Origin of the sequence: Cytobacillus sp. Bva_UNVM-123, from assembly GCF_046351715.2 — a bacterium.
Lineage (GTDB): Bacteria > Bacillota > Bacilli > Bacillales > Cytobacillaceae > Cytobacillus.
In genome coordinates, this window is record NZ_CM177772.1 from 580,018 (window position 1) to 605,813 (window position 25,796).

24 protein-coding genes are annotated in these 25,796 nt (G+C 35.0%); 17 read left to right on the forward strand and 7 right to left on the reverse strand.

Features of this window, described 5'->3' with window-relative positions:
- Positions 1-34 precede the first annotated feature (34 nt).
- The 3 genes from KDN24_RS02920 to KDN24_RS02930 all read left to right on the forward strand — a co-directional run bounded on the left by KDN24_RS02920 (position 35) and on the right by KDN24_RS02930 (position 3,531).
- Positions 35-487, forward strand: a complete 453-nt coding sequence (locus KDN24_RS02920) for a GNAT family N-acetyltransferase (protein WP_409975202.1) — start codon at positions 35-37, stop codon at positions 485-487.
- Between the two features lie 146 nt (positions 488-633).
- Complete coding sequence (locus KDN24_RS02925; protein WP_409975203.1) at positions 634-1,140, forward strand: YcxB family protein; 507 nt, start codon at positions 634-636, stop codon at positions 1,138-1,140.
- A gap of 228 nt (positions 1,141-1,368) precedes the next feature.
- The gene (locus KDN24_RS02930) at positions 1,369-3,531 is read left to right on the forward strand and encodes a bifunctional diguanylate cyclase/phosphodiesterase (protein ID WP_409975204.1); all 2,163 of its coding nucleotides are present in this window, start codon (positions 1,369-1,371) and stop codon (positions 3,529-3,531) included.
- 225 nt (positions 3,532-3,756) lie between these two features.
- Here KDN24_RS02930 and KDN24_RS02935 read toward each other — a convergent pair whose 3' ends face one another.
- Entirely contained in the window at positions 3,757-4,077 is a 321-nt protein-coding gene (locus KDN24_RS02935; RefSeq protein WP_409975205.1) for a 2Fe-2S iron-sulfur cluster-binding protein, read from the reverse strand.
- A 194-nt stretch (positions 4,078-4,271) separates the two neighbouring features.
- On the opposite strand from KDN24_RS02935, the gene cdaS reads away from it, so the two are divergent.
- Together cdaS and KDN24_RS02945 are read left to right on the forward strand one after the other, a co-directional pair.
- Positions 4,272-4,892, forward strand: a complete 621-nt coding sequence (gene cdaS, locus KDN24_RS02940; RefSeq protein ID WP_409975206.1) for a sporulation-specific diadenylate cyclase CdaS — start codon at positions 4,272-4,274, stop codon at positions 4,890-4,892.
- Between the two features lie 132 nt (positions 4,893-5,024).
- A complete protein-coding gene (locus KDN24_RS02945) occupies positions 5,025-5,447 on the forward strand; it encodes a VanZ family protein (RefSeq protein ID WP_409975207.1) in 423 nt (140 codons plus the stop codon).
- On the opposite strand, the gene KDN24_RS02950 is transcribed toward KDN24_RS02945, so the two are convergent.
- A complete protein-coding gene (locus KDN24_RS02950) occupies positions 5,400-7,040 on the reverse strand; it encodes a PucR family transcriptional regulator (RefSeq protein ID WP_409975208.1) in 1,641 nt (546 codons plus the stop codon). The genes KDN24_RS02945 and KDN24_RS02950 overlap by 48 nt on opposite strands.
- Before the next feature lie 199 nt (positions 7,041-7,239).
- On the opposite strand from KDN24_RS02950, the gene allD reads away from it, so the two are divergent.
- Both allD and KDN24_RS02960 read left to right on the forward strand, forming a co-directional pair.
- On the forward strand, positions 7,240-8,289 hold the full coding sequence (allD, locus tag KDN24_RS02955) for an ureidoglycolate dehydrogenase (protein WP_409975209.1): 1,050 nt from the start codon (positions 7,240-7,242) through the stop codon (positions 8,287-8,289).
- A 307-nt stretch (positions 8,290-8,596) separates the two neighbouring features.
- Entirely contained in the window at positions 8,597-9,370 is a 774-nt protein-coding gene (locus KDN24_RS02960; protein ID WP_409975210.1) for an RluA family pseudouridine synthase, read from the forward strand.
- Between the two features lie 214 nt (positions 9,371-9,584).
- Here the strand turns inward: KDN24_RS02960 and KDN24_RS02965 are convergent, their stop codons facing one another.
- Together KDN24_RS02965 and KDN24_RS02970 are read right to left on the reverse strand one after the other, a co-directional pair.
- Positions 9,585-10,583: a nuclease-related domain-containing protein gene (locus KDN24_RS02965; protein ID WP_491348288.1), complete on the reverse strand. Its 999-nt coding sequence runs from the start codon at positions 10,581-10,583 to the stop codon at positions 9,585-9,587.
- 227 nt (positions 10,584-10,810) lie between these two features.
- Positions 10,811-11,296 carry a GNAT family N-acetyltransferase gene (locus KDN24_RS02970; protein WP_409975212.1) on the reverse strand — a complete coding sequence of 162 codons (486 nt, stop codon included), beginning with the start codon at positions 11,294-11,296 and terminating at the stop codon, positions 10,811-10,813.
- A gap of 115 nt (positions 11,297-11,411) precedes the next feature.
- Here KDN24_RS02970 and KDN24_RS02975 point away from each other — a divergent pair, with 115 nt between their 5' ends.
- From KDN24_RS02975 to KDN24_RS02985, 3 genes are all read left to right on the forward strand, one after another.
- Positions 11,412-11,885, forward strand: coding sequence for a DinB family protein (locus KDN24_RS02975; RefSeq protein ID WP_409975213.1), 474 nt, complete (start codon positions 11,412-11,414; stop codon positions 11,883-11,885).
- A gap of 68 nt (positions 11,886-11,953) precedes the next feature.
- On the forward strand, positions 11,954-12,520 hold the full coding sequence (locus tag KDN24_RS02980) for a nucleotidyltransferase family protein (RefSeq protein ID WP_409975214.1): 567 nt from the start codon (positions 11,954-11,956) through the stop codon (positions 12,518-12,520).
- Between the two features lie 28 nt (positions 12,521-12,548).
- Positions 12,549-12,794 (forward strand): hypothetical protein, encoded by a 246-nt coding sequence (locus tag KDN24_RS02985; protein ID WP_409975215.1) that lies wholly within the window; start codon positions 12,549-12,551, stop codon positions 12,792-12,794.
- Positions 12,795-12,833: 39 nt separating this feature from the next.
- On the opposite strand, the gene KDN24_RS02990 is transcribed toward KDN24_RS02985, so the two are convergent.
- Positions 12,834-13,259, reverse strand: a complete 426-nt coding sequence (locus tag KDN24_RS02990; RefSeq protein ID WP_409975216.1) for a hypothetical protein — start codon at positions 13,257-13,259, stop codon at positions 12,834-12,836.
- 141 nt (positions 13,260-13,400) lie between these two features.
- A complete protein-coding gene (locus KDN24_RS02995; RefSeq protein ID WP_409975217.1) occupies positions 13,401-13,625 on the reverse strand; it encodes a hypothetical protein in 225 nt (74 codons plus the stop codon).
- Between the two features lie 435 nt (positions 13,626-14,060).
- On the opposite strand from KDN24_RS02995, the gene KDN24_RS03000 reads away from it, so the two are divergent.
- The 4 genes from KDN24_RS03000 (at position 14,061) to KDN24_RS03015 (ending at position 18,957) form a co-directional block, all read left to right on the forward strand.
- The gene (locus KDN24_RS03000; protein ID WP_409975218.1) at positions 14,061-15,137 is read left to right on the forward strand and encodes an endospore germination permease; all 1,077 of its coding nucleotides are present in this window, start codon (positions 14,061-14,063) and stop codon (positions 15,135-15,137) included.
- 18 nt (positions 15,138-15,155) lie between these two features.
- Positions 15,156-16,640, forward strand: coding sequence for a spore germination protein (locus tag KDN24_RS03005; RefSeq protein WP_409975219.1), 1,485 nt, complete (start codon positions 15,156-15,158; stop codon positions 16,638-16,640).
- Positions 16,637-17,782: a Ger(x)C family spore germination protein gene (locus KDN24_RS03010; protein ID WP_409975220.1), complete on the forward strand. Its 1,146-nt coding sequence runs from the start codon at positions 16,637-16,639 to the stop codon at positions 17,780-17,782. The genes KDN24_RS03005 and KDN24_RS03010 overlap by 4 nt, the downstream gene beginning before the upstream one ends.
- A 257-nt stretch (positions 17,783-18,039) precedes the next feature.
- The gene (locus tag KDN24_RS03015; RefSeq protein ID WP_491348289.1) at positions 18,040-18,957 is read left to right on the forward strand and encodes a diguanylate cyclase domain-containing protein; all 918 of its coding nucleotides are present in this window, start codon (positions 18,040-18,042) and stop codon (positions 18,955-18,957) included.
- A gap of 58 nt (positions 18,958-19,015) precedes the next feature.
- Here KDN24_RS03015 and KDN24_RS03020 read toward each other — a convergent pair whose 3' ends face one another.
- Positions 19,016-20,131: a BTAD domain-containing putative transcriptional regulator gene (locus KDN24_RS03020; protein WP_409975222.1), complete on the reverse strand. Its 1,116-nt coding sequence runs from the start codon at positions 20,129-20,131 to the stop codon at positions 19,016-19,018.
- Between the two features lie 165 nt (positions 20,132-20,296).
- On the opposite strand from KDN24_RS03020, the gene KDN24_RS03025 reads away from it, so the two are divergent.
- From KDN24_RS03025 to KDN24_RS03035, 3 genes are all read left to right on the forward strand, one after another.
- Positions 20,297-23,353 (forward strand): hybrid sensor histidine kinase/response regulator, encoded by a 3,057-nt coding sequence (locus tag KDN24_RS03025; RefSeq protein WP_409975223.1) that lies wholly within the window; start codon positions 20,297-20,299, stop codon positions 23,351-23,353.
- Positions 23,350-24,474, forward strand: a complete 1,125-nt coding sequence (locus tag KDN24_RS03030; RefSeq protein ID WP_409975224.1) for a response regulator — start codon at positions 23,350-23,352, stop codon at positions 24,472-24,474. The genes KDN24_RS03025 and KDN24_RS03030 overlap by 4 nt, the downstream gene beginning before the upstream one ends.
- A gap of 377 nt (positions 24,475-24,851) precedes the next feature.
- Positions 24,852-25,775: a response regulator gene (locus KDN24_RS03035; RefSeq protein ID WP_409975225.1), complete on the forward strand. Its 924-nt coding sequence runs from the start codon at positions 24,852-24,854 to the stop codon at positions 25,773-25,775.
- Positions 25,776-25,796 lie beyond the last annotated feature (21 nt).

A 25,796-nucleotide genomic window follows, 5' to 3' on the forward strand; every position in this document is an offset into this window, starting at 1 on the left:
TTAAAAGGATGTAAAGTGTAAAGGAGAGAGTTAATTGAAGGTTTATAAAGCAACATTAATAGATTTAGAGCATGTTTCTCAGTTATTTGATTTATATCGAGTGTTTTACAAACAATCGTCTAATATTGGAGCTGCTAAAGAGTTCATTCGGGAACGAATGGAGAAAGAGGACTCTGTTATCTTTATTGCTGTTGAAAATGGCAGTTATTTAGGATTTACGCAATTGTATCCTTCCTTTTCATCAGTGTCCATGAAACGACTTTGGATATTAAATGATTTGTATGTTACGAGAGAAGCTAGAAATAAAGGTGTCGCAAAAAAGCTGTTAGACGCAGCTAAGCAATTAGCCATCGATACGCAAGCGAAAGGCTTAAACTTACAAACGGCTCTTGACAATCTTGCAGCACAATCGCTGTATGAAGCTGATGGCTGGGTGAAGGATGAAGCTTTTTATTCCTATGAATTAATCTTATCACAGATTAATTGATTTCAATTATTGTAAGTTCTCGATTCGTTCATCTAATAGCGAGACCTTCTAACATATGCTATACTTCTGAAAGCGTTCACTGCTTGAAGATTTATAGGTTCGCCAAAAAAATAAGATTAACAGAAGACTAGAACAAGGAGACAGCAATGGAGATTAAGTATCATTTAACAGAAGAGGATTATATAAATTTTAATATGTTTCACATTAGAAACTCGAAAACGGCTATGCGATCATTAACGATCCAAAGATTTATTGGACCGATTATATTTATTATTTCTTCGTATGTGTTTTCTAAAATTGGTGATGTGCCTTTTCTTGGGCTATTTATTACTTTTCTCATTTTAAGTATTTTATGGGTGATCTTTTATCCGAAATATTTCTATAGCCACATTATTCGCCATGTGAAGAAAATGATTAAAGAAGGGAAAAATGACGGTTTATTAGGAGAGCATCACATGATGATGACTGAGGATGGAATTGTAGATTCAACAACTAATGGCGAGACAAAGGTTAATTGGTCTGGCATTCAACAAGTCAAGGAAAATGAAGATTATTTCTATTTATATAATAGTTCTGTAAGTGCATATATTCTTCCGAAAAGAGAGTTACATAATCTTGATGAAATAAATAGTTTTTTAAAATCGAAAATATAAAAATAAGACAAAAACCACTAATGGCTTATGGGAGTAAAATCCTATAAGCTTATTTTTTATTTGTATTTACTATCAATTTTAAGTCAATTAAATAAGTTTAATTTCTATAAATATATTAAAAATTTTTTGTGACTACTGTGTTATTGATCTTTAGCAGCAGTATAATGGAAGGGAATTTGATTTTTTTGTCATTATTAGTAAAAAGAGATATTGAACGGACGTGTTGACGTGATTAAGCGTAGAATTTTAGTTTATTGCTTACTTTCGATTCTTTTGATAAGTGTTTTTTCAATTTCGGTCTTCAACTATCAATCTACGAGAAAATATATTTCTGCAGCTGTGGAAAGAGAAACAAGTGAATTACTATCAAGCTTTACAGCTGAAGCAAAGAGGTATTCAAATGAAAGGGTCGTGGAGCTCGAGTTAATTGCGGGACATTTGGCATTACTCCCCAATAATAAAAATGAGATTGTCTCATTTCTTCATGTACAAAATAATAAAATGCCATTTTTTACGGGGCTTGGATTTATTACACTGGAGGGCGAAATTTTCGCTGCCGATGGCTCACGTATTCCGGTTAAACAAAGAGAGTCATTTAAAAAGGCACTTTCAGGGGAAACGGTGTTTAGTGAAATATTTCCGTTGTATCAAGACTCGGCACAGAAAGTAACTGCCATTTCAATACCTGTCCACAAGGATGGAGAAATTATTGGCGTTCTATCTGGTGTAGTCAATATGGCAAACATCATTGGAGGGCTTTATGAAGAATCTCGTTTACCAGGGACGGTATTTTTATTAAAAGGAGGCGAGGTTGTTTTTTCTTCATCAAGTGAAAGGGAAATTGAGGATGTAATCCCGAATGTCGAAACTCTCCTGAAAGAGATTGATCAATTAGATGTTGGCAACTGGTTAATTAATAGCAATTCAGCTCATTATGTCATGTACCAACACATATGGGATGATTGGATTGTTGTTGTGGATTCAAACGCTAACCCTGATACAAAAACCATTTCTGATACTTTTTGGCGAAACACATTATTCGTTTTAATTACATTGTTTGTCATTATCCTTGTATTATTGTATGTTCACCAGCTAGAGCTGCGAGAAAAAAATATGCTCAAGAGGGATTTATTGACAGGCTTAGGAAATAGAACACAACTTGAAGAAGATTTAGAATTTCAATTACAGCATTTTCCGCAAAAAAAGTTTGCCTTACTATTTATTTGCTTAGATCGTTTTATAGAAATAAATGAACGTGTAGGCTATCAAATGGGTGATCGAATTGTATTTGCCTTAAGCAAAAAGTTAAAGCAAATTGCTTCAAAGGAAAATTTGTATCGTGTTGATGGAGATGAGTTTGTCTTTATTTCATATACAGAAACTGAACAAGAGCAAAGGAGCATCGCCTCAAAAATTGTCCACTTGATGGAAGTGCCTATTCCAATAAATAAAGAAGGTTCTGTATGGGTAACGGTTAGTGTTGGGGTTCGTTCCTCTTTGGAATGTGATGAGGCAGATTTGATGATGCAAGATGCAACATTCGCTGTTCAGGAAGCAAAGAGGAAGGGCGGAAATCAGTTTGTATACTTCACCGCTCAATTGGCCATTTTAAATGAGCGCCACCGACAAGTGGCAAATCACTTAGATAGTGCGCTTGAAAATAAGGAATTTTATTTAGTTTATCAGCCGATCTATCGTTTTTCGTCACAGTCCGTCGTTAGCTTTGAGACACTACTACGATGGAAGTCCCCTATTCTTGGAGAGGTGGGACCAGTGGATTTTATTCCGTTACTTGAGGAAAATGATCTTATTATTCAAACGGGACGTTGGTTAATTCGAGAAGTTGCATCCCAAGTAATCCGTTGGGAAAAGGAAGGATACAAAACTTTCGTTGTTACATTAAATGTTTCCGTAAAACAGCTGCTGCATCCGAATTTTTTAAGTGATGTCTATTCGATCATTAAAGAGACAGGTGTCAAACCTGAAATGCTCGTATTTGAAATTACGGAATCGATTGTCGTGCAAAATATCGAATTGGCTTCGCAAATATTATTAACGCTTAATTCGCTAGGCATTCAAACAGCCCTTGATGATTTTGGAACAGGCTATTCTTCCTTTTCAATTTTGAAAACATTGCCAATCCAATATTTGAAAATTGATCGTGCATTCGTTGTTGAAATTGAAAGTGATGGTGGAGTATCGAAGAAGATTTTAAAAGGGATAGTTGACATTGCAAACGGACTCAACTTAACTACGGTTGTAGAAGGAGTTGAAACAAATGAACAGCTAGCTATTTTAAAGGAGATGGGTGTTCATCGAGTCCAAGGGTACATTATCAGTAAGCCAGTCATACCAGAGGCTGCCATCCAAATGGTGGAAGGAAAGCGATAGAGTGCAAAATGCTCCGTATTGAATTTTGGATTACTTTATGGGGTTTGAACATTCATTGAGGATTAAGAATCGACGAGTACTATTTATCATAATAATAGCTTGTCGGTTTATGAGCAAAAAGAGGAACTACGAATGAATAAGGGAACTTTTAGTGGAAATAGCCAAACTTCTTATTGTTGTGAACAAGAGATTTGGCTTTCTTTTATGCACGTAATAGTAGGATCTTTAGTCGGCAGGTCTAGGTCCAGCAGCCATTCCAGAACTTTCAACTGTCATGATTGGACGAACGGTTATGTCACCATCTACAAAAATTTGGCAGGATAAACGCAAATGATCTTCAATTCCTTTATCCGCAAATGCATTCCTTTCTTTTTTAGTCACTTCATAATAGTCACCTGCTAAAACCTCTATTCTGCAAGTCGTGCATTTTGCCTTTCCTCCGCAGCGATGGAGAATATTTACACCGTTATCCTCTAAGGCTAAAACTAGTTTTTTTCCTTGTTCTACTTCAAATGTTCCTGTCCCTAAAACCGTAATAATCGCCATGTTTTTCCCCCTTTACGAAAAAATAAAATGAAAATGTTATATCCATATTATCGCCTTTTTTAGTCAATTATAGACTGTCAACGGACTTCTGTTGATCATTCCTATCCATCCTTTAATAGATGAATAAATTATGCTCATGTACACAAACTGAAAATAAAGGCAGAGAGTGGTTTGAAAAAGTGAGGAGTGTTCCAATGGATCATGCGAATTGCGATTTTTCTCCAATGAAACAATCATTGAAGGAAGATATTCGCCACGTTATAGATGAGCTTCAATATAGCTTGGAAACAATGGATAATGAAAACAACTGTCTACTTGGAAGCTTTGAAAAAGTAAAAAATGAATTTGTATATATTGAAATGAAGGCTGCAACTTTTTATTTAAATTGTTATTTGGCGCCATTTACAGATAAGTACCCAGAAATATCCCTCTGTGTACAAAATATGTCGGAGCGAAGACACGGAGGTTTAATTATTATTAAGCGTGAGGATGCTCTTGAATCTTTCATTCATCCCGGCATTCCCATTGGCGCAAACTTGAGCCATTCTTTATTAGAATCGATCTTTTTTCCGGGGAATCCATTGCATGATGGTGCTGTGATGGTCAATCAAAATCAAATCGTTTCCGCGGCAAATGTTCTGCCGCTTTCAGATAGATTTACAGGTGATAAGAAATTAGGTACACGTCACCGTGCTGCACTAGGCTTAACGGAACGAAGTGATGCCCTTGTACTTGTTGTCTCCGAGGAAACAGGAAGAGTTTCCTTTGCCTTAAATGGAAATTTACATCCCATTACATCACCTGAAACTCTGTAAAATAGGAGGGTAGACATCCATTGTCTACCCCATTTCATTTTATCGAATTTCATTTTGAATATATAATATGGAGAAGGGCGATTAGAAATAGCAGAAATGGCCCTAGATTAATTAAATTAAGAGGAATTCAAAATGAAGAAAAAACATGTTTGGTTTACTGCGGCAATCATCTATTGTGTCGCCATATTTGTCACAACGGCATCGCCTGCTTCTACAGGTGGAAATACGTTTTCCCTATTTGTAGATTTCATCCACTTATCAGAAGAGCAGGCAGCCGTTGTCAATTTACTATTTAGGAAATGCGTGCATTTATCAGCATTTGGCTTACTTGCTATCCTATTTTACAATAGTTTTGAAAGGAAACCATTTTTTCTCGCATGGCTATTGACGACAATTTATGCAGCAACAGACGAGTTTCATCAATACTTCCTTCCGGATCGGACTGGTTCCATCATCGATGTTGGCATCGACTCGATAGGCGCCTTAATTGCTTTGCTTCTATTAAAGTTAATTCACCTTCGTAAACATCGAACGCATCAGCAAAGCCATGCGTAAATGAAGAGAGTTTTCTGAGTCATGAACAGAATAGTTTAACATATCTTCACATTTTGCAATTCGATATTTAACCGTATTGCGATGGACATATAGCTTCTTTGCTGTTATGGCAATTTCGCAATTATGATCTAAGTAGACGATTAATGTGTTTACTAAATCTTCCTCATCCTTCGATTTCGGATAGGACAGTGAGCGTAATGTGTTTTCATAAAACTTTTGTAAATTTTCCGCAGGGATGAGACGAATAAGCTCTTTTAACTGCTTCGTTTCATAGAAATTGATAAATTTATGATGGTAAATATCAAAGCCATGCTCCCATGCCTCAACCGCTTCACTATATGTAATCGGAATATTCGTTATCTCATTGACGAAATGGCCGACACCAAAGGAAAGTGATACGGTTAAATTAGAGAAAAACTTTTGTTGAAACTCCTTTAGCCTTTCCTCGATAACACGTTTAGAAGGCTCTTCCATTTTCGAAGGAAACTGCAACAGAATGACAAAATACGCATCCTTCAAAAAGACTATATTACTTAATGACGTTTTCATAAAGGTTCTTTTCACATATTCGCTTAAATAGTCATAAATTCTGTTTAAGATTTGGGAGCTTTGTTCACCATCAATTTTGCAGACGATACAAACATATTTTTGTTGATCAATTAACCCGTGCTGTTTTCCACGATGAATTATTTCCTGCCTTGTTGCAATATTGCCATCGACGAGTGAGCTGAAAAAGGTATTTTCTAGCATGCGATTATTCTCTTTAATCGCTTCGTTTTTGAGTATAGTAAATGAAATAACAGTTGATGCCTGTTCGATAGCTAATTGAGATGATGGATATGGCAGCTTTTCCGGGTCGAATATGATTAACAAGTATGGGTAAGGATTCATCGTTTTGACTGGGAAAATATGCAGGGAAACATTTCTATCCTGTTCATTTGGATGATGAATGGTTAGCGATTTTTTATCACGGTATGCATGAATGTCACCTTTAAACAGTTCAGCAACATTTTCTTTCATATTTATCATTTGCTGTTTTTCAAAATACTGAGAAAAAGAAGTAATATCTCCTATTGGATTAAGGAGTAGGACAGGACATTGCAGCAAAGAGCTAAGATTTTCAATGAGGGAGTGCAAATTATATCCCTTCATCATCATATTCGTAAATTTTTTATGAACATGAATGGCATAAAACAATTCTTCAATTTTATTGTCCCATAAAAAGCCTAATGATTGATGGGAGACTTCTCCTAAAGTTAATGATTCCGGTATTTGAATAATGGGAAATTGTAATATATTTGCTAGATCGATAACCTCTTTCGGTATCTCATCAATAAATCGCTTTAATTTAATTGCCATCCCTGCACATGGTCTGCCATTAATCTCAGAAATGAATTGGCAAAGCTCTTGAGGATTATCTTTAAAGGCATATCCTGTCGTTAAGACTAATGAATTTTCAGCCATAAAATGAACAATATCAGGTGTTTCAGTAATTTCAATTGTATCGACTCTTCGATTTAACCCTGCATGTCCAGCAAGTATTTTCGCTTCTTGGAATACATCGACAATAAATAAATCACGAACACGTTTCATTCATACACCTCACTCTATTAAAGATAGGCAGATTGATATATATATAATTGTATATAAAAAGAGGCTGCAATGGAATTGCTGTTTGTTGAAAATCAACAAAAGTGAATAATATCTTTGTCGATTTGTCATAATGACTATTCTGTCGATTATCTTTAAAATTTTAAGGAGGAAGACAATTCAAGAAAGCAGGTGCGAAAAGATGAGAGTAACGAGGCAAGAGCTTAAGGATTTAATGACAAAAAAGCTTCACCGTGCAGGCTTAACAGAAGAGCATGCAGAAGGTGTTGCAGACGTACTAGTTCATGCTGACGCAAGAGGTGTTCACTCACATGGCGCAATGCGCGTAGAATATTATGCTGAAAGAATTGCAAAGGGCGGTACAAATACAAACCCTAATTTTACTTTTGAAAAAACAGGTCCATGTTCAGCTATTTTTGACGGAGATAATGGTGCAGGTCATGTTGCTGCAAAATTAGCGATGGATGAAGCCATTAAAATCGCAAAAGAAAATGGAATCGCTGTCGTTGGAGTTAAAAGTATTGGCCATAGTGGTGCCCTTTCCTATTTTGTTGAAATGGCTGCTAAAGAAAATCTTATCGGTATTTCAGTTTGCCAATCCGATCCAATGGTCGTTCCTTATGGTGGTGCTGAACCATATTATGGTACGAATCCGATTGCTTTTGCTGCTCCGGGGGAGGATGGCAATAATATTCTTTTTGATATGGCTACAACTGTACAAGCATGGGGAAAAATTTTGCATGCGCGTTCTAAAAATGAACCAATCGGTGAAGGTTGGGCAGTAGATAAGAATGGGGAACTAACAACCGATCCATTTAAAGTAAATGCACTATTGCCAATCGCAGGTGCAAAGGGATATGGACTCATGATGATGGTTGATATTTTATCAGGTGTTCTTCTAGGGCTCCCTTCAGGAAATAAAGTCACTTCTATGTATCATGATTTGACTGAAGGCCGAAACTTAGGACAGCTCCATATTGTGATTAATCCTGAGTATTTCACCGGATTAGCTACATTTAAACAAAGCATTTCGACGAATATGAAGGAAATAAATGAGCTAAAACCAGCTCCAGGCTTCGACAAAGTATCATATCCTGGACAAAGAAGTGCGAAAAGGGAAGAAGAAAGCGAAAAGAATGGCATTGAAATTGTGGATGATGTATACAATTTCCTTGTTTCTGATGTAATTCATAATAATAACTATGATCATAAAGATCTTTTTGCCAAATAATTAATAATAAATAGGAATGATTGGAACAGACTAGAATTTTTAGTCTGTTTTTTTGTCAGTATATGTGAAAGAAACTTATATCGGTGGGGAGCTTGTTTTTGAGCCAAAAGAATAGTATTGAGAAGGTCTGTTTTTCATAGGAAAAACAGGCTTATATTTTGTTTATGAGAGACATATAAGTATTGCTCATACCATGACATCTAGCAAAATAACAATAGTTACTTACCAAAAACATGGGAAGGGTTCCAAATATTGATAGATTGCGATACAATCGGTGTTAACATCGTTGAAGGAGTCTTGATATTAAGTGAGAGTTCCAATTTTGTATGAAGACAATCATTTGCTTGTCGTTCAAAAACCGGTGAATGTGCCGGTTCAAGAGGATAACACAGGGGATATGGACGTACTTACCTTTTTAAAGAATGATTTAAAAATCCGATATGAAAAGCCAGGCAATGTATATTTAGGGCTCGTCCATCGCTTAGATCGTCCAGTTGGAGGAGTGATGCTATTTGCGAAAACATCAAAGGCTGCCTCTCGACTATCTGATCTATTACGCAGGCAATGCATTGACAGGGAATACCTCGCAGTTGTTAGGGGAAATCCTCCGAAAAACGAAGGAACATTGGAGCACTATTTAGTCAAAAACACGAAGGAAAATAAAGTCTATACGCTGCCTGCACATCATAAAGATGCCAAACAGGCCATTCTTACATATAAAACAATCGAAAAAACGAAAAATATGAGTCTTGTAGCGGTCAAGCTTCTAACCGGCAGATCCCACCAAATTCGCGTTCAGCTTTCTGCAGCCGGCTGTCCGCTTTATGGAGATCAAAAATACGGATCGAATGTGAATCGGCCAGGCCAGCAAATTGCTTTATGGGCACACTCGATTCAATTCGAGCATCCTACGAAAAAGGAAATAATCAAGATTAGATCTAATCCGCCGATGGAATTTCCGTGGAATCAATGGTCGGCTCTGTTTACGGATCAGCCTCAATCGGAGACCGGCCGATATAAGAGGGAATCGACCGATATATATAGTAGACCGGCCGATATAAATGGAAAAAGACCGATATAATTGCAGTTCGGCCGATATAAGAGGGAATCGACCGATATATATAGTAGATCGGCCGAAATAAATGGAAAAAGACCGATATAATTGCAGTTCGGCCGATATAAGAGGGAACCGACCGATATATATAGTAGATCGGCCGATAAAAGTGGAAAAAGACCGATATAATTGTAGTTCGGCTGATATATCTAGAAAGTAATGACAATTTCATTGAATAGAATTATATCTCAGTAAGATTATTTTTATATTCTTGTAGTAATGGGCTCAAATGATAGATTCGCCTTTTATTTGAACCAGAATTAGGTAAATTTGTAGAGCGAAGTAGCTTTTTTGCTATATTTTCTGAGGAAAGTTGAAGAAAATTGCGGAATTTCTGGTTAGAAATTGGTGAGTCAAATAAAAGCAGGTAATCAATTAATGCTTGTTGATGGGCAGTTCTATCTTTTAGCTGACAAATTGTACAATACCAAGTTCCATGTTGACGTTTCATTGGCAGAGCACAGCAATTTCGACATTGAACACCAGTGAAGATATCCTCTTGACGTATTTTATAGAACTCAAGTATATTGATTTGCTGATGAATGTGCTTCTTCAAGAGATGTCTTTTTATTTTAGTTATTTCCTTAAAAGATAAAACTTCCTTGTTTAATTTTTTTTGAATATGAGCGATTTTATCAAATATATTATGAGCGTGTGTTACTCTTTTGAGTGCCTCGAAATTATGTTCGTTTGTTTTTATGATTGTGGAAGGATTGCTGATGACTACTAAATAATCAATAGGAATTGAAATCTCCATTGAATTAAGCCATTTTCTAAATGCATTTTTTTGCTGTTGCGCTTGTGAAAGCGGGTCAAGAAAACCTTCCTCATTGCTATCATTCATCCTGAGGAGTTGCTTAAAAGTGGAATCGAAATAGAGGGTACCCTTTATATTCTTAATTTCAAGAATAAGAGCAAAGGTAGAGGATATGATTAAAGTGTCTAACTGGAAAAAATGTCCTCCATTACGAAGACGAAGATCGTGGAAAATGGTGAATTCTTTATCGGGGAGCCTATTTACATAATAGTCTGAGGCTTTCTCACCAGCGTATCCTGCTTTTCTTTTTGCGAGCTCTTGTTCAATTAGGGAGCGGTTTGCATAATTTTGTGGCAGTCTCTTTAATAGGGCCTCCATTTTTAATAATCTGAGTGGAACAATTCGTTCCTTCGCAATCAACATAATCCCTCCTTTTACGGTTATGAATAGCTAGTTCAATTAAAACAAAAGAAATCCCTGCATATTTTACGAATTTCTTTCATCATTTTCATATAATACATTTTTATATAAAAGTTGAAAGTATATTGGGAAATGTTTGAAATTCGAAATATGTACAGTCTAAATGCCGCTATTTTTTGTCTTAAAGCAGTATTCGTTTACTTTAGTCAATAAACTTAGTTTGATGGGTGTTATACATCTAGATGATAAATAAACAATTCCCCTTTTGACCCCATTGCCCGAATGCCTTTGTCGATAAATCCGCATTTTAAATAAACTTGCTGAGCCACTTTATTCGTTGCGTTTACTGCAAGAATGACTTCATTTATTGAAGAAAAATGCTCTTTCACAAATAGCGGTAATGATTGAAGTGATTTTTTGGCAATCCCATTTCCTTGAAAAGAATGATTGACAGAATAAGCTCTTAATAGGAGTGCATTCTTGTTGTCCCAGTATTCCTTGACACCTTCCCATCCATGGAGAACAAAAAATCCTGCTGGTTCATGATTAAATAAAATGACAATCGGGTAGCGACTGTCATCTAATTCACATTTTTTGATAGCGTCTAAAGGCAATCCGGTATAGTTTAGTTGCTCTTCGGGTAAAAAATAGTTTTCTAGTGGCAATTCATATTCTTGTTTATAGAAATCTAAAGTTACTATATGATTATTTTTCATTCGTAATCTCCTTCAAAATCGGTTATAATAATATCGAACATACGTTTGAAGTTATTATAATCCTATCTAATTATTTTTGCAATTTTAAACATGAGAAATATGAGGAGGCGTTATTTTGGCATTAGAACAGGAATTAATTATTTTGCACTATGAGCAGTCGATTGAAAGAGTAAAAGATTTAAGAAAGCTATCTGAAGAGCAGTGGAGAAGGCCGATTGATGAAAATAAATGGACGATCGCTGAAATTATTGGTCATTTCATTCCATGGGATGAGTTTGTGTTAACAGCCCGTTTACCATATTTTTTTCAGGAAGGCAGCTTGCCAAAAGGACCAGATGTACAGCAAATAAATAACGAAGCAGCTAGTAAAAGCAGAAATCAAACGAAAGATAAGACAATCGAAGAATTTATTGAAATAAGAAGAAGGCTGATAAATGCTCTAAATGATTTGGATGAAGAAAGATGGCAGCAAGTATTTTATATTGGTACGTCAGAGCTCACATTATATAAATATCTTTCTAATATGAGAGAGCATGATGACCATCACTTTGAGCAAATTCGATATGCATTACAAGAGCGACCAAACTGAGTACATCAGCCATTGATATGTTCACTAATAAGGCTTGTTTAGACGGTAATAGAAAAGAGGAGACTCTGATGTTAATAAAAACCGAGGACGATATTCTTTCGTTAATACGAGAAGATAAGTGGATGATGGACATTTTGCAGACTGCGAAATTATTAGAATTACCTGATTGGTGGATTTGTGCTGGATTTGTACGTTCGAAAATATGGGATGCTTTACATGATTTTAGTGAACGAACACCTCTTCCCGATATTGATGTTATTTATTTTGACCCTGTCAATATAGATGAATTCTCTGAAAAAAAGTATGAAGAACGACTAATGACCCTTCTTCCTCATGTTCCTTGGTCTGTAAAGAATGAGGCAAGAATGCATATGGCAAATAATTTTCCACCTTATGATTCTTCTGTTGATGCCATTTCGAAATTTCCTGAAACCGCCTCAGCTTTAGGCATAACAATTGATAGTGAAGATAGCTTGATTTTGGCTGCCCCATGGGGAATTGCCGATGTTCTCCATTTTGAAATAAGACCAACTCCTTTTTTTGCAGAAACGAAAGAGCGGTATTTCATGTATGAACAACGAATAAAAAACAAGAATTGGTCATTTATTTGGAAAAAGGTTAAAATCATTCAGTAAAATTATGTAAAATGTAAAGGGTCATGAAATGAATATAAATGTTGATTTTCCGATTCATGTTGCCGCTATTTTTTCTGGACTTTTAAGCTGGATTGTCATTGGCGTGTTGGCCTATCGTTCATTTGCTTGGCTCGGCTTTTTTAGTAATTTTATTTTCTTAACAGCAGCCTTCATAACCATTCCTGTACAACAGGCTATTTATCCCGAAAATAAACTAGCTAATATATTTCAACCTTATAATATATTTGTTGCCGATATCGCACAAAATAGCTAGGACATTCGCCTAAATAACTTGGCAATCGCCCTAGCTTTTCTAATCATCCTCTTGTTCTTTTTTCTCTTTCTTTCCTTTTTCTCCTTCTTGTTGTTTAATAGTCACTGCTACTTCTTTTGAAAGTTCATCATTGTTTTTGACAAATGCTGGCTCAGCTTTATCGGTTTTTACATGGTTCTCCTTCTTTTTCTGCTCGATATCGTCTATTTTTTTCTTTGGTTGCTGAAGGGTGAATTTTTTAGAAAGGAATGTTTTCCGAGATTGTACATCGTACGTATCAATTGCTCGATTGAAGGCAAGTAAACCGATACTAGCTTCTTCATCACTCCATGTCATATATTTTCGACAAATATGACCAACAACGTTTATAATATAAGGCTGATAATGACGAATGAGCCTTTCTCTAGCAAAATCATCTCCATTTGCTGCTCTTGGAATATGATTATGTAAATCTGTGTCGTGCATGATGTTCCCCCTAGAAAACGTTCGTTCCTTTAATAGATTACGTTTTTTCGACAAGGGGGTAAAGGAATATTTTCCAATCCTAGAAAAAATAATTAAGAGTGTAAAGCCTTGTATTTATAAAGGGGGATCTTCTAAACGAAGTTAAAGTATAGATTCCGCAGGATCAATATTATCAATTTCTTTAAAATAGTATGATTCAGTTGAAGCTTGATCTTCGTTATAAAATAAAACAATTTGTTCCTCTAAGGAGAAGTGGATGATTCGGCCATAAAAAGTTCTCCTACCTTTCTTTTGAATGACGACCGTTACATATAATAATCGTTTTTCCTCCATCCATATTTCAAACATTTTACTGATTTTATCCATATTGCCAACTCTTTCTAAAAAATTCTTTTTTCACGTTGCCAGCGTAAAACGGCTTCAAGCGAAATATTCATGTTCGCGATTAAATCCTGAATAGTTGTATGAAGATGTTTGCAGATATAATTTGTCACACTTTTAAAGTGTTCGAAATCAGCTTCAAAACATTCCTTACAAGTAGTAGCATATCCATTTTTCTTAATAAAAATCTTATGACAGATTTCGCAGTTTTCCAAAGTCAATTTCAACACATCCTATTGCCCGTCATTAATATGTATTTCATGTTCAATTCAAGCATCTCCCTTTAATAAGATAATCTTTCTAGCTAATAAGTACTACTATTTATACGGGAGTTTGTCGAATTTTGAGAGGGGATTTGGAAAAAGAATAAAAAATAATATTTTTTGTCATATTAATACAATAGAGAGAGGATTGTTGCTGATGATACGACCGATTACAACTGGACAGGCGATCATGATATTAATGTTATCGATGGGATTAATGAATCATGTGATTGTACTGCCATCGATATTAGGTGTGGCACATAGAGATTCTTGGATTAGTGCTATTTTTACAGGGGTCATTTACTTACTATGGATACCGTTAGTATATTACATCATAAAAAAAGCAAACAAAAAACATTTAATTGAATGGTTGAAAGAAAGCTCACATCCGATCGTTGCCATGATTGTAAAGATCATATTACTTTGTGTATTGCTTTTAAGTACGTTTGTAACTCTTTTTAGTACATTCACATGGGTAAACAGTTCATATATGCCACAAACACCAAAGCTCTTTTTAATTATTCCGTTCATCATCATTTGCTTTTTTGCTGCAGAAGCAGGAATAAAAACAATCGCGGTAATGGCAGGCTTGTTATTGCCTTTTGTTATCATATTCGGCTTCTTTATTATGACTGCCAATATTCACTATAAAGACTATTCTTTGCTTTTTCCTATTTTTGAACATGGTTTTGGGCCAACATTAAGAGGGGCTATTTACTTAGGAGGGGGACTTGTAGAAATTTTTTTCCTTGTCTTAATGCAGCAGCACGTACGGACAGAAATAAAATTTAGCGGGATCTTATTTTTAAGTCTTTTCATTATTGGGATTAATTTTGGTCCAATTGCCTCAGCAATCGCTGAATTTGGTCCACAGCAGGCAGCTGAATTTAAAAATCCCGCCTATACACAATGGAGAATGTTGACGATCGGGAAGTATTTAAATAGATTAGACTTTTTGTCTATTTATCAATGGCTTTCAGGTGCGTTTGTTCGTGTATCTATATCATTATTCCTAATAGCAGATTTATTGCAAATAAAATCCAAAAGAAATAGGACGATTTTTTTAAGTATCATTTCAATTGGATATATTATCGCGAATGCTTTACCGATAAACGATCCTGCTTTCAAATCATTTTTGAACACATATTATTTTCAAGCAAGTCTTATTGGGATCGTATTTATTACTTTTTTCATTTCAATCACCACCATTTTAAAGAAGATTGTGAGGACGTGAAAGGGGTAAAAGGCATCTATGAGTGAAAAACAAGAAGCATTATTCAATATGAATGTTCACTATTTCAAATCACTTTTTTCGAATAGCTCAGATGTGAAATTCGCAAACCATTTTTTTACGTCTGATCATAGTAATGATGTGATTTCATGTACCATTTTTTATTCAAATGTAATGATCGATTCGGAAAGGCTAGCTGAAACGATTATTAAATTGGAAGATTATTTTCTAAGACAAATGAAAATGAAACGAATGAGAGAGTGTTTCGAAGAGGATTTACAATTTACTTTAGTTCCGCCAACAACTGATAAGGAAGAGATTGCAGAGAAACTTTTTTCTGGCTATGTGTTTGTTCTTTTTGAACATTTAGGAGCCTTATTTGCTTTCAACTTGCAAAAAATCCCGAATCGTCAAACAGAGGAAACAGGTTCAGAAGTCTCTTATCGAGGGCCTCGAGATGGCTTAGTTGAAGACATCTGTACGAATATCGCTTTAATTAGAAAACGTTACAAAACCTCAACACTTGTAAATGAATCATTTGAACTAGGCAAAAGAGGAAAAACGAAAGTTTCACTTTTATATGTAAAAGATGTAATAAATAATAGTATTGTCGAGGAAGTAAGAAGAAAGTTATCTTCGATGGCTGATGTTAATGTTGTACTAGGAACAGCTGAATTAGAAGACACTTTAATTGAACATAAGTTTTCAATAGTTCCTCTTTTAGATTATAGTGGTAGACCAGATTTTCTCGTTGCGAGCTTAGACATAGGAAGGTTTGTCATATTAGTTGATGGCGCAGCAAATGCCATTGTTGGGCCTGGGAATTTAACCCATCTCCTATCAGCGGCAGAAGATCGTCATGTCCCATACTATTATGTTAATTTTGAGATGATTTTAAGATTTCTTGGATTGACTGTATCGGTACTTTTACCAGGCTTTTATATTTCTTTAGTCTCCTTTCAACTGGAGCAATTGCCTTTTCCGTTTTTGGCGACAATTACGATTTCTAGGCAAGGGCTGCCATTATCGCCACCATTGGAAACTTTCCTTGTTTTAACTTTGTTCGAGCTTTTTCGAGAAGCAGGGATTACTTTACCGCGAGCTATTGGACAAACCCTTGCAGTAGTAGGCGGATTGATCATTGGCGATGCAGCAATAAGAGGGGGGCTAACTTCGCCTACCATGTTAGTTGTATCTGGTGTGACAGCTGTTGCAACTTTTACACTCGTTAATCAATCTTTAGCCGCTTCCGTTAGTATCATGCGTTTATGGATATTACTTCTTTCATCGATTTTAGGACTTTTTGGTTTTTTTCTAGGTATATTTTCAATTGTTCTGTACGTTTCAAGATTGCAATCATTCGGGGTTCCATATTTAGCTCCAATCTCTCCTATTTTTTTTAAGGATTTATTTACAGGTGTTTTTATAAAACCGTATTTATTAAAGAAAAAGCGTGCAGACATACTTCGAACGAAAGACAAGACAAGACTAGAGGATAAAGGATGATGAAAAGGTTTGTAAGCTGGACGATAATCATTTTTACAACCTTAACGTTATCTGGATGCTGGGATGCGAAGGATGTACAAAATTTACTCTATATTTCAGCTATTGGGATTGATCATGAAAATGATCATTACGTTATATACGGTCATGTTATGTCATTTTCGGGAATCGCGAAGCAAGAAGGGGCTCAAGCTGTTCCTACCCCAGTATGGGTGACGAAAGGATATGGAAAAACAATCAATACAGCAATGAATGATTTTTATCAAAAATCAAATCAGCCCATCTATTGGGGCCATATTGCGGTCATCATTTATTCTGAAAAGGTTTTGAAAATGGGGATTCATAAAGTGAATGACAGTCTTTTAAGATTCCAGCAAATAAGAGAGACCGCTTGGGTATATGGTACAAGTGAACCGATGGATAAAATCCTTTTAGTCACTAGTTTGTTTGGTTCACCTTCCCAAACGAGCCTCTACAATCCAAGAGAAGTTTATAAGCTCCATTCCTATTTACCACCGTTAAGAATTCAACGATTTTTTGTAGACTATAATGAGCCTGGCATGACGGTAAAGCTGCCATTACTAAAATTAGAAAAAGCTGTGTGGAAGGGTGAAAAGGAAGAGAGGAATACAGCAAAGCTTGATGGAGTTTATTTATTAAAAAATAAAGAACTAAAAGGCAAGCTTTCAAGTAAAGAAATGGTTGGTCTTCGCTGGGTTACAAAGAAAACAATAAGAGCGCCCCTCATCTTAAAAGGGGAGGAACATCAAGATGTAGTCGTATCTATTACGAGGCCTAAAGTGAAGATTAAACCGGTTTTCTCAAATGGAGGCGTTCGATTCAATATAAAGATAAAAGCAAAAGCGAACGTTGTCAATATGGAGGAAGATGTCGCTTTATCAACATTGAATAAAGAAATTAAGAAGCGAGTAAAGAAAGAAATAAGAGACTCCTTGACATACGGAATTCATAAGGGAGCAGATGTATATAATTTAGAGGAAGTCGTTTATCGGAAAAATTTTAGAAAATGGAAAAAGCTTTTTGAAAATCAAACCTATCACTTAACGCCTGAATCAATTCAATCAATAGATGTCAATGTTAAGATTTCCCATACAGGCGATTTTAAATTTAAACATTTTAAATAAAAGGCTAATGATATGAATGAATGGCGATACTTCAATAGGAGGTATCGCTTTTTCAAAAGTTAAGGTTTAGTTCGTATGACGCAGACCAAGGCGCTTTGGCTTTTATGATGTTTAAGAGAAGTTTAAGAAAAATTTAAGAGGACTGCAAGTATAAAATTATATGATAAAAGGCAATAGGTAAATATAAATATAACAGCAAACGGAAGCTATAGATCATTTTATGATATTAAGGAAAAGATGAAACCATAGGGGGTACGATGGTGGAGCAACATGACTTTTTTGATACTTTAACAAATAAAGAACTACAAATAGTTAATCAAGCAATAAATCAGTTAATCATGCTCATTTTGCTTGATGCTGAAGGACAAATCTTGAGAGTGAACAACTTGTTTTGCAACACGCTAATTTACTCCTTCGATGAATTAATGGAACAAGATTATAAAGTGCTGCATTCGGGCTGTCACACTGAAATCTTTTATCAGGAAATAATAGAAAAAGTTAGCAAAGGGCAAAACTGGACAGGGGAAATATCGATAAAAGGTGGGAGGGGAGAGGTGTTTTGGGTAAATGCTACTATTTACCCGCTGCTAGATGAGTCAGGGATACCGTATCAATACTTACTATTTCTAACTGATGTAACGAAGGCTCTAAATGCCGAAAAATGGAAGTATATGGCGTTGCATGATGAATTAACAGGTTTGTCTAATCGTCGAAGGTTAAATCTTGCTTTTAATTCATCCATTTTATTCGCTAATGATAAAAAATCAAAGTTTGCTGTTTTATTTATGGATATTAATCACTTTAAATATATTAATGACAGTTATGGACATTTAGTAGGGGATAAATTATTAAAAAAAATCGGCTCGCGATTAAGAACTCTTTTTCCTAATAATGATTGTGTATTTCGTTTTGGCGGCGATGAATTTGTCATTCTGCTGGAGGAAATCGAAAAATTAGAGGAAGTGGCTGAATCGATTATCGATTTGTTTAAAAAACCGTTTGTGATTGATTCACACCGATTTCATGCTAGTACGAGAATAGGAATTAGCATTTACCCTGAGCATAGTATTTATCAAGATCAGCTAATGAAGTTTGCAGATAGCGCTATGCTTTATGCAAAAAAACATTCGAAAAGCTACCAAATATATTACTTTTCAATGGAAAATAGTGAATAAAGGAGGGTGAGAAGATTAATACATATCTCATCCTCATATGAATTTGTGCTTTTCTAATTTAACAAATTGAATCATAAAGAGATGTAGTAGAACTGTCAGGAGAAATGCCAAGTTCCTGTTGTAAAAGGGTTGAAAATTCTTGATAGACTTTCACAGCCTCTCCACGATTTCCTAATTCAATATACATGAGCATTAATTGCTTAAGTGCGTTTTCAGAATAAGGGCTGTATGCTAAAAATTTTTGTAAATATTGTATGACTTTGTAAGGTTCTTTCATAAGTGTATAATGATCAATTGCTTTTTGAACAAGCTGAAGATGAGCTTGATTTATTTCTTGTTTTTTCTTTTCGGCCCATTCATATCCATTTCGTTCCAAATACATACCCGTATATAATTGAATCGTACTTTCGATCTCATTAATCGTAAGATTTTGGAGATTATGAATGGATTTTTCTAATTCAATCGCATCACAGTAAAAGTGATCGATGTCTAACATATAGCTTTGGTTTGAAAATTTTAGCGCTTGACTATAGCCTTTGGAATCTAACGCTTTTCTTAAATGAGAAATAGTCGTATGAAGTAGGATTTTTGCTTTATTATAATCAAGCTCTGGCCATAGTGAATGGATAATTATATCTCTATTTACATATGTGTGAAGATGTGTAATGAAAAAAGCTAAAAGCTCCTTTACTTTTGCAGTCTTCCAGTTAACGGGTTCCTCCTGACAATAAACAGTAAAGTCATTAAAACAAAGTACATTCATTAGAGGAGGAGTGATTTGTTTTTGCAGAATCGGTTCCTTTTGCTTCCTTTCAATCGCTGTTTGGATTCGACTAATTGTCTTTTCAAGCCGTTTCTTAGAAACGGGCTTTAGTAAATAATCGATTGAATGCAGTTCAAAGGCTTGAACGGCATAATCCTTGAATGCGGTAACAAAAACAATGTGAATATTGCTATCCCATTCCTGAATGATTTCAGCTAGATCTAGACCACTTAATCCAATCATTTCAATGTCTAAAAAAACCGCTTGAAAGTTAAGCTCTTTTAGTTCATTTTTTACGGATTCTGCATCTGAAAAGGTTTTAATAATTTCTACTCCGCCTACTTCTAAAAGTCTCCTTTCCATAAGCTCAAGCGATATATTTTCATCATCTACGAGAATGGCTCGGATCATAATAGAACCTTCTTTCAAAAATAGTAATCTATTATCTTTTATTAGGAGAAATGGACTAATTAACAATAATTAGTAATGTGTATACAATCGTAGTATTAGGGATCTTATTTGTCAATCGTATAAAAATGACCCATTCATTTTTAAAAATATAGGTTGTGATTCATTTTGTCGAGGAAAATATCAATAATAGGATCCATTTTTATTTTTATCATTACCATTTTTAGTTTAATCGATTTTCATACGGTATTTAGCCCGAATCAACCTACAGCTAAAGATGGTGTTATCGATTTAAGCGCTTGGGATTTTGATGAAGATGGGACCATACAGCTTAATGGAAGCTGGACTTTATACCCTGGAAAGTTAATCATTCCAAATGCAAGCGATGAAAAACTAAAGGTAGAAAATATTGATGTCCCTGGAAATTGGAATAAGTATATTTCTAGTAACCATCCATATGGTACATATCATCTTTTGATTGAAGTTCCTGTTGATTGCACATATGGCTTAATGGTCGGAACCATTCGATATTCTAATCGAATATATATTAATGGGGTTGAAGCTGGAGCCAGTGGGAACCCAACAGAAGACCGAAATGCTTATCGGTTTGGTGATACTAGATATATGGTGCATGCGGAAAGCATTAATAAACGTATTGAGGTAGTTATTCAAGTTGCTAATTATAAATATCCAACAGGAGGCATTGTTAACTCAATCATTTTTGGCAAAAATGATCAAATCATTGCCAAAAATGATTTAAATAGATTGTTAGATGCCATCCCTATTTCTGGTTATTTATTATTGTTCATCATTAATTTTTCCGCTTATTTCCAACAAAGAAAGAGCTATGAATTATACTTTAGTATTTTTTGTCTATTGTTAGGATTATATGGGTCTATTATTAATGAGAAATTATTACTTTCATTATTGCCTCATTTAAGTCCGATATTTCAAGTGAATTTACAGTTGTTTTTGATTCATACTGCAGTATTGTTCTTGCTGTTATTTATTAATAGCTTTTTTAAGCCTTATGCGAATAAAAGGGATGTTACGCTTATATGCATCATGCTAAGTATTCAAGTTTTCCTTTTTGCTCTACCAAAACCATTTAGCTTTGATAGCATTCCATTAAAATATATCCAAATTGAAATTGTGTTTGTTTTAGTCATTAGCTATATTTATATCCTTTCGATCTTAATAAATGCTCTCTTAAATAAGATAGAGGGATCTGAATATGTATTTGTTATCGTTACGTCTTTTTCATGTTATGGGGTTTTACTTGGCATGAATTTTCTTTTTGATACTGATATTGGCATTATTCCATTTTTCTTATTTTTAACGACGGTTGTTAGTATATCATCCCTTATAGGTTTCCGTTCTCAGGCTGCATATAAGAGGGGAGAAGAGCTTTCCAAAGAATTGCTTTATTTCGATGAACTGAAAGATGAGTTTTTAGCAAAAACTTCTCATGAATTAAGAACGCCATTGCATGGGATAGTAAATCTTTCACAGTCGTTAATGGAAGGCGCTGAGGGGCCACTTATGAGAAAACAACAAGAAAGTGTTTTGTTAATTCATAAAGTAGGAAGGCGACTAGCTAGATTAGTAGAAGATCTTTTATATGCCAGAAATAGTAAGAGAGGAGAAGTTCAGCTTTTCCCTACACCTGTTAACGTTCATATCGTAGAGAATATTATGAAAGAAATGTCATATTTGCTGCCTAATCGTCATACAGTCAAGCTAATAAATAACATACCACAGGATCTGCCGCTTGTTTTTGTAGACGAATCTCGATTCAATCAAATTTATTTTAATCTTATCCATAATGCGATTAAGTTTACGCTATTCGGGGAAATCATCATCTCTGCAGAAGTTGTTAATAAGGAAATGCAAATCTCTATTAAAGATACAGGAATTGGAATGGATAAAGGAAAGCTTGAGCGGATTTTCTCTGCTTTTTATCAAATTGAAAATAGTGAATTCTTAAAAACGGAAGGTCTAGGGCTAGGCTTAAGTATTACGAAACAATTAGTTGAACTTTCGGGCGGTCGAATTTGGGTGTCCTCTGAAGTTGATAAAGGCTCCTGTTTTACGTTTACTCTTCCTTTAGCAAATGAGCAGCAATTAGCAAATATTGAAAATGTCCCATTAACGAGACAACGTCCACTTATCCAAATGGATAAAACTGATAATGAAGCTGTACAGTTAGTCCTTCCGCAAAAAAGAGAAGGGAAACGAGGGTTTACTATTTTAGTAGTTGATGATGAACATGCAAATTTGAAGGTTATTCTTAACGTCGTAAGTTCATTAGACTATACAGTCATTGCCGTTGAAACTGGAGAAGAAGCTCTTGAAATAATAAAGCAGGAAACGATCGATTTAATGATTATCGATTTGATGATGCCTGGAATATCAGGCTTTGAAGTGTGTAAAAAAATTCGCCAAGACTATGACCTTGTTGAACTTCCGATTTTAATCTTAACGGCTGCTGGGCAAATGTCAGACTTAATTACATCCTTCCAATTAGGCGCAAACGACTTCTTACAAAAGCCCATTAATATGGAAGAAATAAAAATGCGAATAGAGTCGCTTTTATTAGTGAAAAAGTCTTCGCAGGAAGCGATAAATTATGAATTAAGCTATTTTAATGCGCAAATTACGCCTCATTTTTTATACAATACATTAAATACGATCATTGGACTCAGCTATAAAGACGAAGAAAAAACACGAGAAGCATTGCAATATTTAGCGATTTACTTCCGAGCGAAGCTAGATTATAAAAACCATCATAGTCTCATTCAGCTAGAAGATGAGTTGGAATTAGTTTATGCCTATATGGCGATTGAAAGAATGCGGTTTGGTGAAAGATTAACAGTCGAGTATGACATAGATGAGACGATTGAAGGACTTATCCCATCGATGACGATTCAGCCTCTTATTGAAAATGCTGTTCAACATGGAATTGCTAAAAAGAAAGATGGGGGCACTGTCCGCTTATCTATTAAAAAGCCCAAAAATGATATTGAAATTATCATTGAGGATGATGGGGTAGGAATCCCTCTTGAAAAACAAGTTGAACTGCTGAACGAACGTTATACTCGGATTGGATTCACAAATCCTTTTAGAAAATTAAAATTAATCAAAAATGCGACATTTGAGCTTGAAAGCACTGAAGGGAAAGGCACGAAAATATTAATACGATTGCCCGAGGTGAAAAGTGGATGAGAGTGCTGTTAATTGATGACGAATTGCTTGCTTTAGATGTGTTGGAAAGGCAATTGATTAAAATGGAAGGCATTGATATCGTTGGAAAATTCCAAGATCCGGAGCTTGCCTTTCAAAAGATAGAAAAGTTAGAAGCGGAAGTTATTTTCTTAGATATGAATATGGGAGATGTTCATGGAATTGAATATGCTGAAAAAATAACGGCAATATACAGCCATATTGAGATTATTTTTGTCACAGCATATCCAGAATTCGCATTAGAAGCTTTTGAGGTTAATGCGATTGATTATTTATTGAAGCCTGTTCGTCTGGATCGTTTAAAAAAAGCAGTGTTAAAGACAGAAGAAAAGCTTGCTTTAAATAAAGCAAAAAAAGACTTAACACCGCAAACAGCGAAGACATTATACGTTTATACGATGAAAAGCTTTCGACTGATTGATTCTATGCAGAATGTCGTTAAATGGCGAACTAAGAAGGTGAAAGAGTTATTTGTTTTCCTCTGGCATTATCGAGAAAGTCCTGTTCACAAAGATCAAATAATAGAAGAGCTTTGGCCAGAAATGGACATAAGCAAATCGATGGTATTGCTTCATACAACTGTCTATCACTTGAGGAAAGTATTGAAAGAAAATAATGTTGAGAACCCAATTAAATTAGTAAATGAATGTTATATTCTATCTGTTCCTTTTCATAGCGATATTTATGAATTAGAAGAAATAGTAAAATCTACAGAAATTAGTTCTGAATATGTAAAAAGAGTTCTCGAAATATATAGTGGAGATTATTTAGAAGAAGAAAACTATGCATGGGCCATTAAAGCTCAACAACGGATCAGAAAGTCCGTCCTCCATGCCCTTGAAAAATATGTCGAATTAGAAAAGTATGTAGATGATCAAAGCCCATTGTTAGAGGCAAGCTTAGAAAAAATGTTGGCGCTGGATATTTATAATGAAACATATATGTACGAGCTTTTGGCGCACTATGGCAAAATGGGCAGCCTCCAAAAGCTTGAGGAACTATATGAACTAATTAGTGAAAGATTAATCAATGAATTAGGAATTATCATACCTGATAAAATCGAACAGTTGTATAAACGTTTACTTAAAAAAATGGCAAGATAAGCCTTCTCAAAGTTCATACTAATTTTTGCGCTGAGTTGATTGGAGTGGAAGACGCGAAGACTCCTGCGGGAAAAGCGGACAGGTTATGGTCATCTTACAGCTAATTAAAGGGAAAATCGATAGGAGATACCGCTTGGCAAGTCCAAGCTTTTTTGCTATTAGGAAAGTTTAAGTTTATTAACGTATTAAAGTAAAAATGAAATTCAAATAAAATTACGGCTAATAATATCGCATAAGAAAAGCTAGGGCATTCGCCGAAAGGACTTGGCGAATGCCAAGTTTTTCTAATGTTTAGATGTTGTTTATTTTAGTTGTTTCGTATAAAAATAGTAATATGAACATAGGGTTTTCTAACAAAAAAATGATAGGTGAAAAATATGAATAACAATCATGCAAAAAAGGATTATGTTCAACCGACTGAAAACTCGTTTAATGAAAGACAAATGAAGGCATTTTTTAATGTCTTAAAAGCGAATGTTGTTCGCTCTCGTACGACCATTACGGCTATCTTTCTTACTGTTTTTGACGAAGTCGTTTTTAATGAAGATGATGTCAATGAAGCAGAAAAGGGAATAACCGGATTTTTACAAAAGATGACTAGACAAACAGATGTTTTATACAAATTACCAAACCGACGATTGGAATGGTGCATTTTCTTAGCACTAAGCGGAGAAGAAGAGGCTAATGCCTTTTTCCAAAGGATCTCTGCAGCTAGAAGCAACAAGAATATTCCACTATTTGAAAAATATGAAATAGCCTTTTCTGCAAGTATTGCTGAAATAGGGAATGGAAAGGTAGAGTTAGAGCAATTAATCCTTAATGGGCAAAGAGCACTGCTCGCTTCTCGTAAAAAAGGTGCATGGAAAGTTGAATATATCGTAGAACATAAAGAAAAAGAACCGGAAAAAATAAAAATTAGCATTATTGAGGAAAATGAGATTTTTCGTCAAGTCCTTCATTCATCTTTAGAAAACTTAGCAGTCAAACATTTCAATCTCGTAATCAAAGCATTTCAAGATGGTTATGAATTTCTTCAAACAGAGTGGTTTACCTCTAGCCATACTCATATTATCATCATGAATGATATTCTCCCGCGAAAAAATGGTTTAGACATTTTGCATAGGATACAAAAGCTCCCTAATCATGAGCGATTCCATATTTTTATGATGACGAAGAGAAAGTCTGAGGAGGATATGATTTATGCTTATGAAAATGGGGTTGATCATTATTTAATTAAACCATTTAATTTACGATTATTTGAAGCACAAATAAAAAGAACATTTGAAAGGCTATGGTCATAATGATTATCTCTATTAACATAT

Coding starts and splice junctions, on each gene's coding strand:
- KDN24_RS02925 (WP_409975203.1), top strand. CDS start 634: ATGGAGATTAAGTATCATTTAACAGAAGAGGATTATATAAATTTTAAT.
- KDN24_RS02935 (WP_409975205.1), bottom strand. CDS start 4,077: ATGGCGATTATTACGGTTTTAGGGACAGGAACATTTGAAGTAGAACAA.
- cdaS (WP_409975206.1), top strand. CDS start 4,272: ATGGATCATGCGAATTGCGATTTTTCTCCAATGAAACAATCATTGAAG.
- KDN24_RS02945 (WP_409975207.1), top strand. CDS start 5,025: ATGAAGAAAAAACATGTTTGGTTTACTGCGGCAATCATCTATTGTGTC.
- KDN24_RS02950 (WP_409975208.1), bottom strand. CDS start 7,040: ATGAAACGTGTTCGTGATTTATTTATTGTCGATGTATTCCAAGAAGCG.
- allD (WP_409975209.1), top strand. CDS start 7,240: ATGAGAGTAACGAGGCAAGAGCTTAAGGATTTAATGACAAAAAAGCTT.
- KDN24_RS02965 (WP_491348288.1), bottom strand. CDS start 10,583: ATGTTGATTGCGAAGGAACGAATTGTTCCACTCAGATTATTAAAAATG.
- KDN24_RS02970 (WP_409975212.1), bottom strand. CDS start 11,296: ATGAAAAATAATCATATAGTAACTTTAGATTTCTATAAACAAGAATAT.
- KDN24_RS02980 (WP_409975214.1), top strand. CDS start 11,954: ATGTTAATAAAAACCGAGGACGATATTCTTTCGTTAATACGAGAAGAT.
- KDN24_RS02985 (WP_409975215.1), top strand. CDS start 12,549: ATGAATATAAATGTTGATTTTCCGATTCATGTTGCCGCTATTTTTTCT.
- KDN24_RS02990 (WP_409975216.1), bottom strand. CDS start 13,259: ATGCACGACACAGATTTACATAATCATATTCCAAGAGCAGCAAATGGA.
- KDN24_RS02995 (WP_409975217.1), bottom strand. CDS start 13,625: ATGGATAAAATCAGTAAAATGTTTGAAATATGGATGGAGGAAAAACGA.
- KDN24_RS03000 (WP_409975218.1), top strand. CDS start 14,061: ATGATACGACCGATTACAACTGGACAGGCGATCATGATATTAATGTTA.
- KDN24_RS03005 (WP_409975219.1), top strand. CDS start 15,156: ATGAGTGAAAAACAAGAAGCATTATTCAATATGAATGTTCACTATTTC.
- KDN24_RS03010 (WP_409975220.1), top strand. CDS start 16,637: ATGATGAAAAGGTTTGTAAGCTGGACGATAATCATTTTTACAACCTTA.
- KDN24_RS03015 (WP_491348289.1), top strand. CDS start 18,040: ATGGTGGAGCAACATGACTTTTTTGATACTTTAACAAATAAAGAACTA.
- KDN24_RS03020 (WP_409975222.1), bottom strand. CDS start 20,131: ATGATCCGAGCCATTCTCGTAGATGATGAAAATATATCGCTTGAGCTT.
- KDN24_RS03030 (WP_409975224.1), top strand. CDS start 23,350: ATGAGAGTGCTGTTAATTGATGACGAATTGCTTGCTTTAGATGTGTTG.
- KDN24_RS03035 (WP_409975225.1), top strand. CDS start 24,852: ATGAATAACAATCATGCAAAAAAGGATTATGTTCAACCGACTGAAAAC.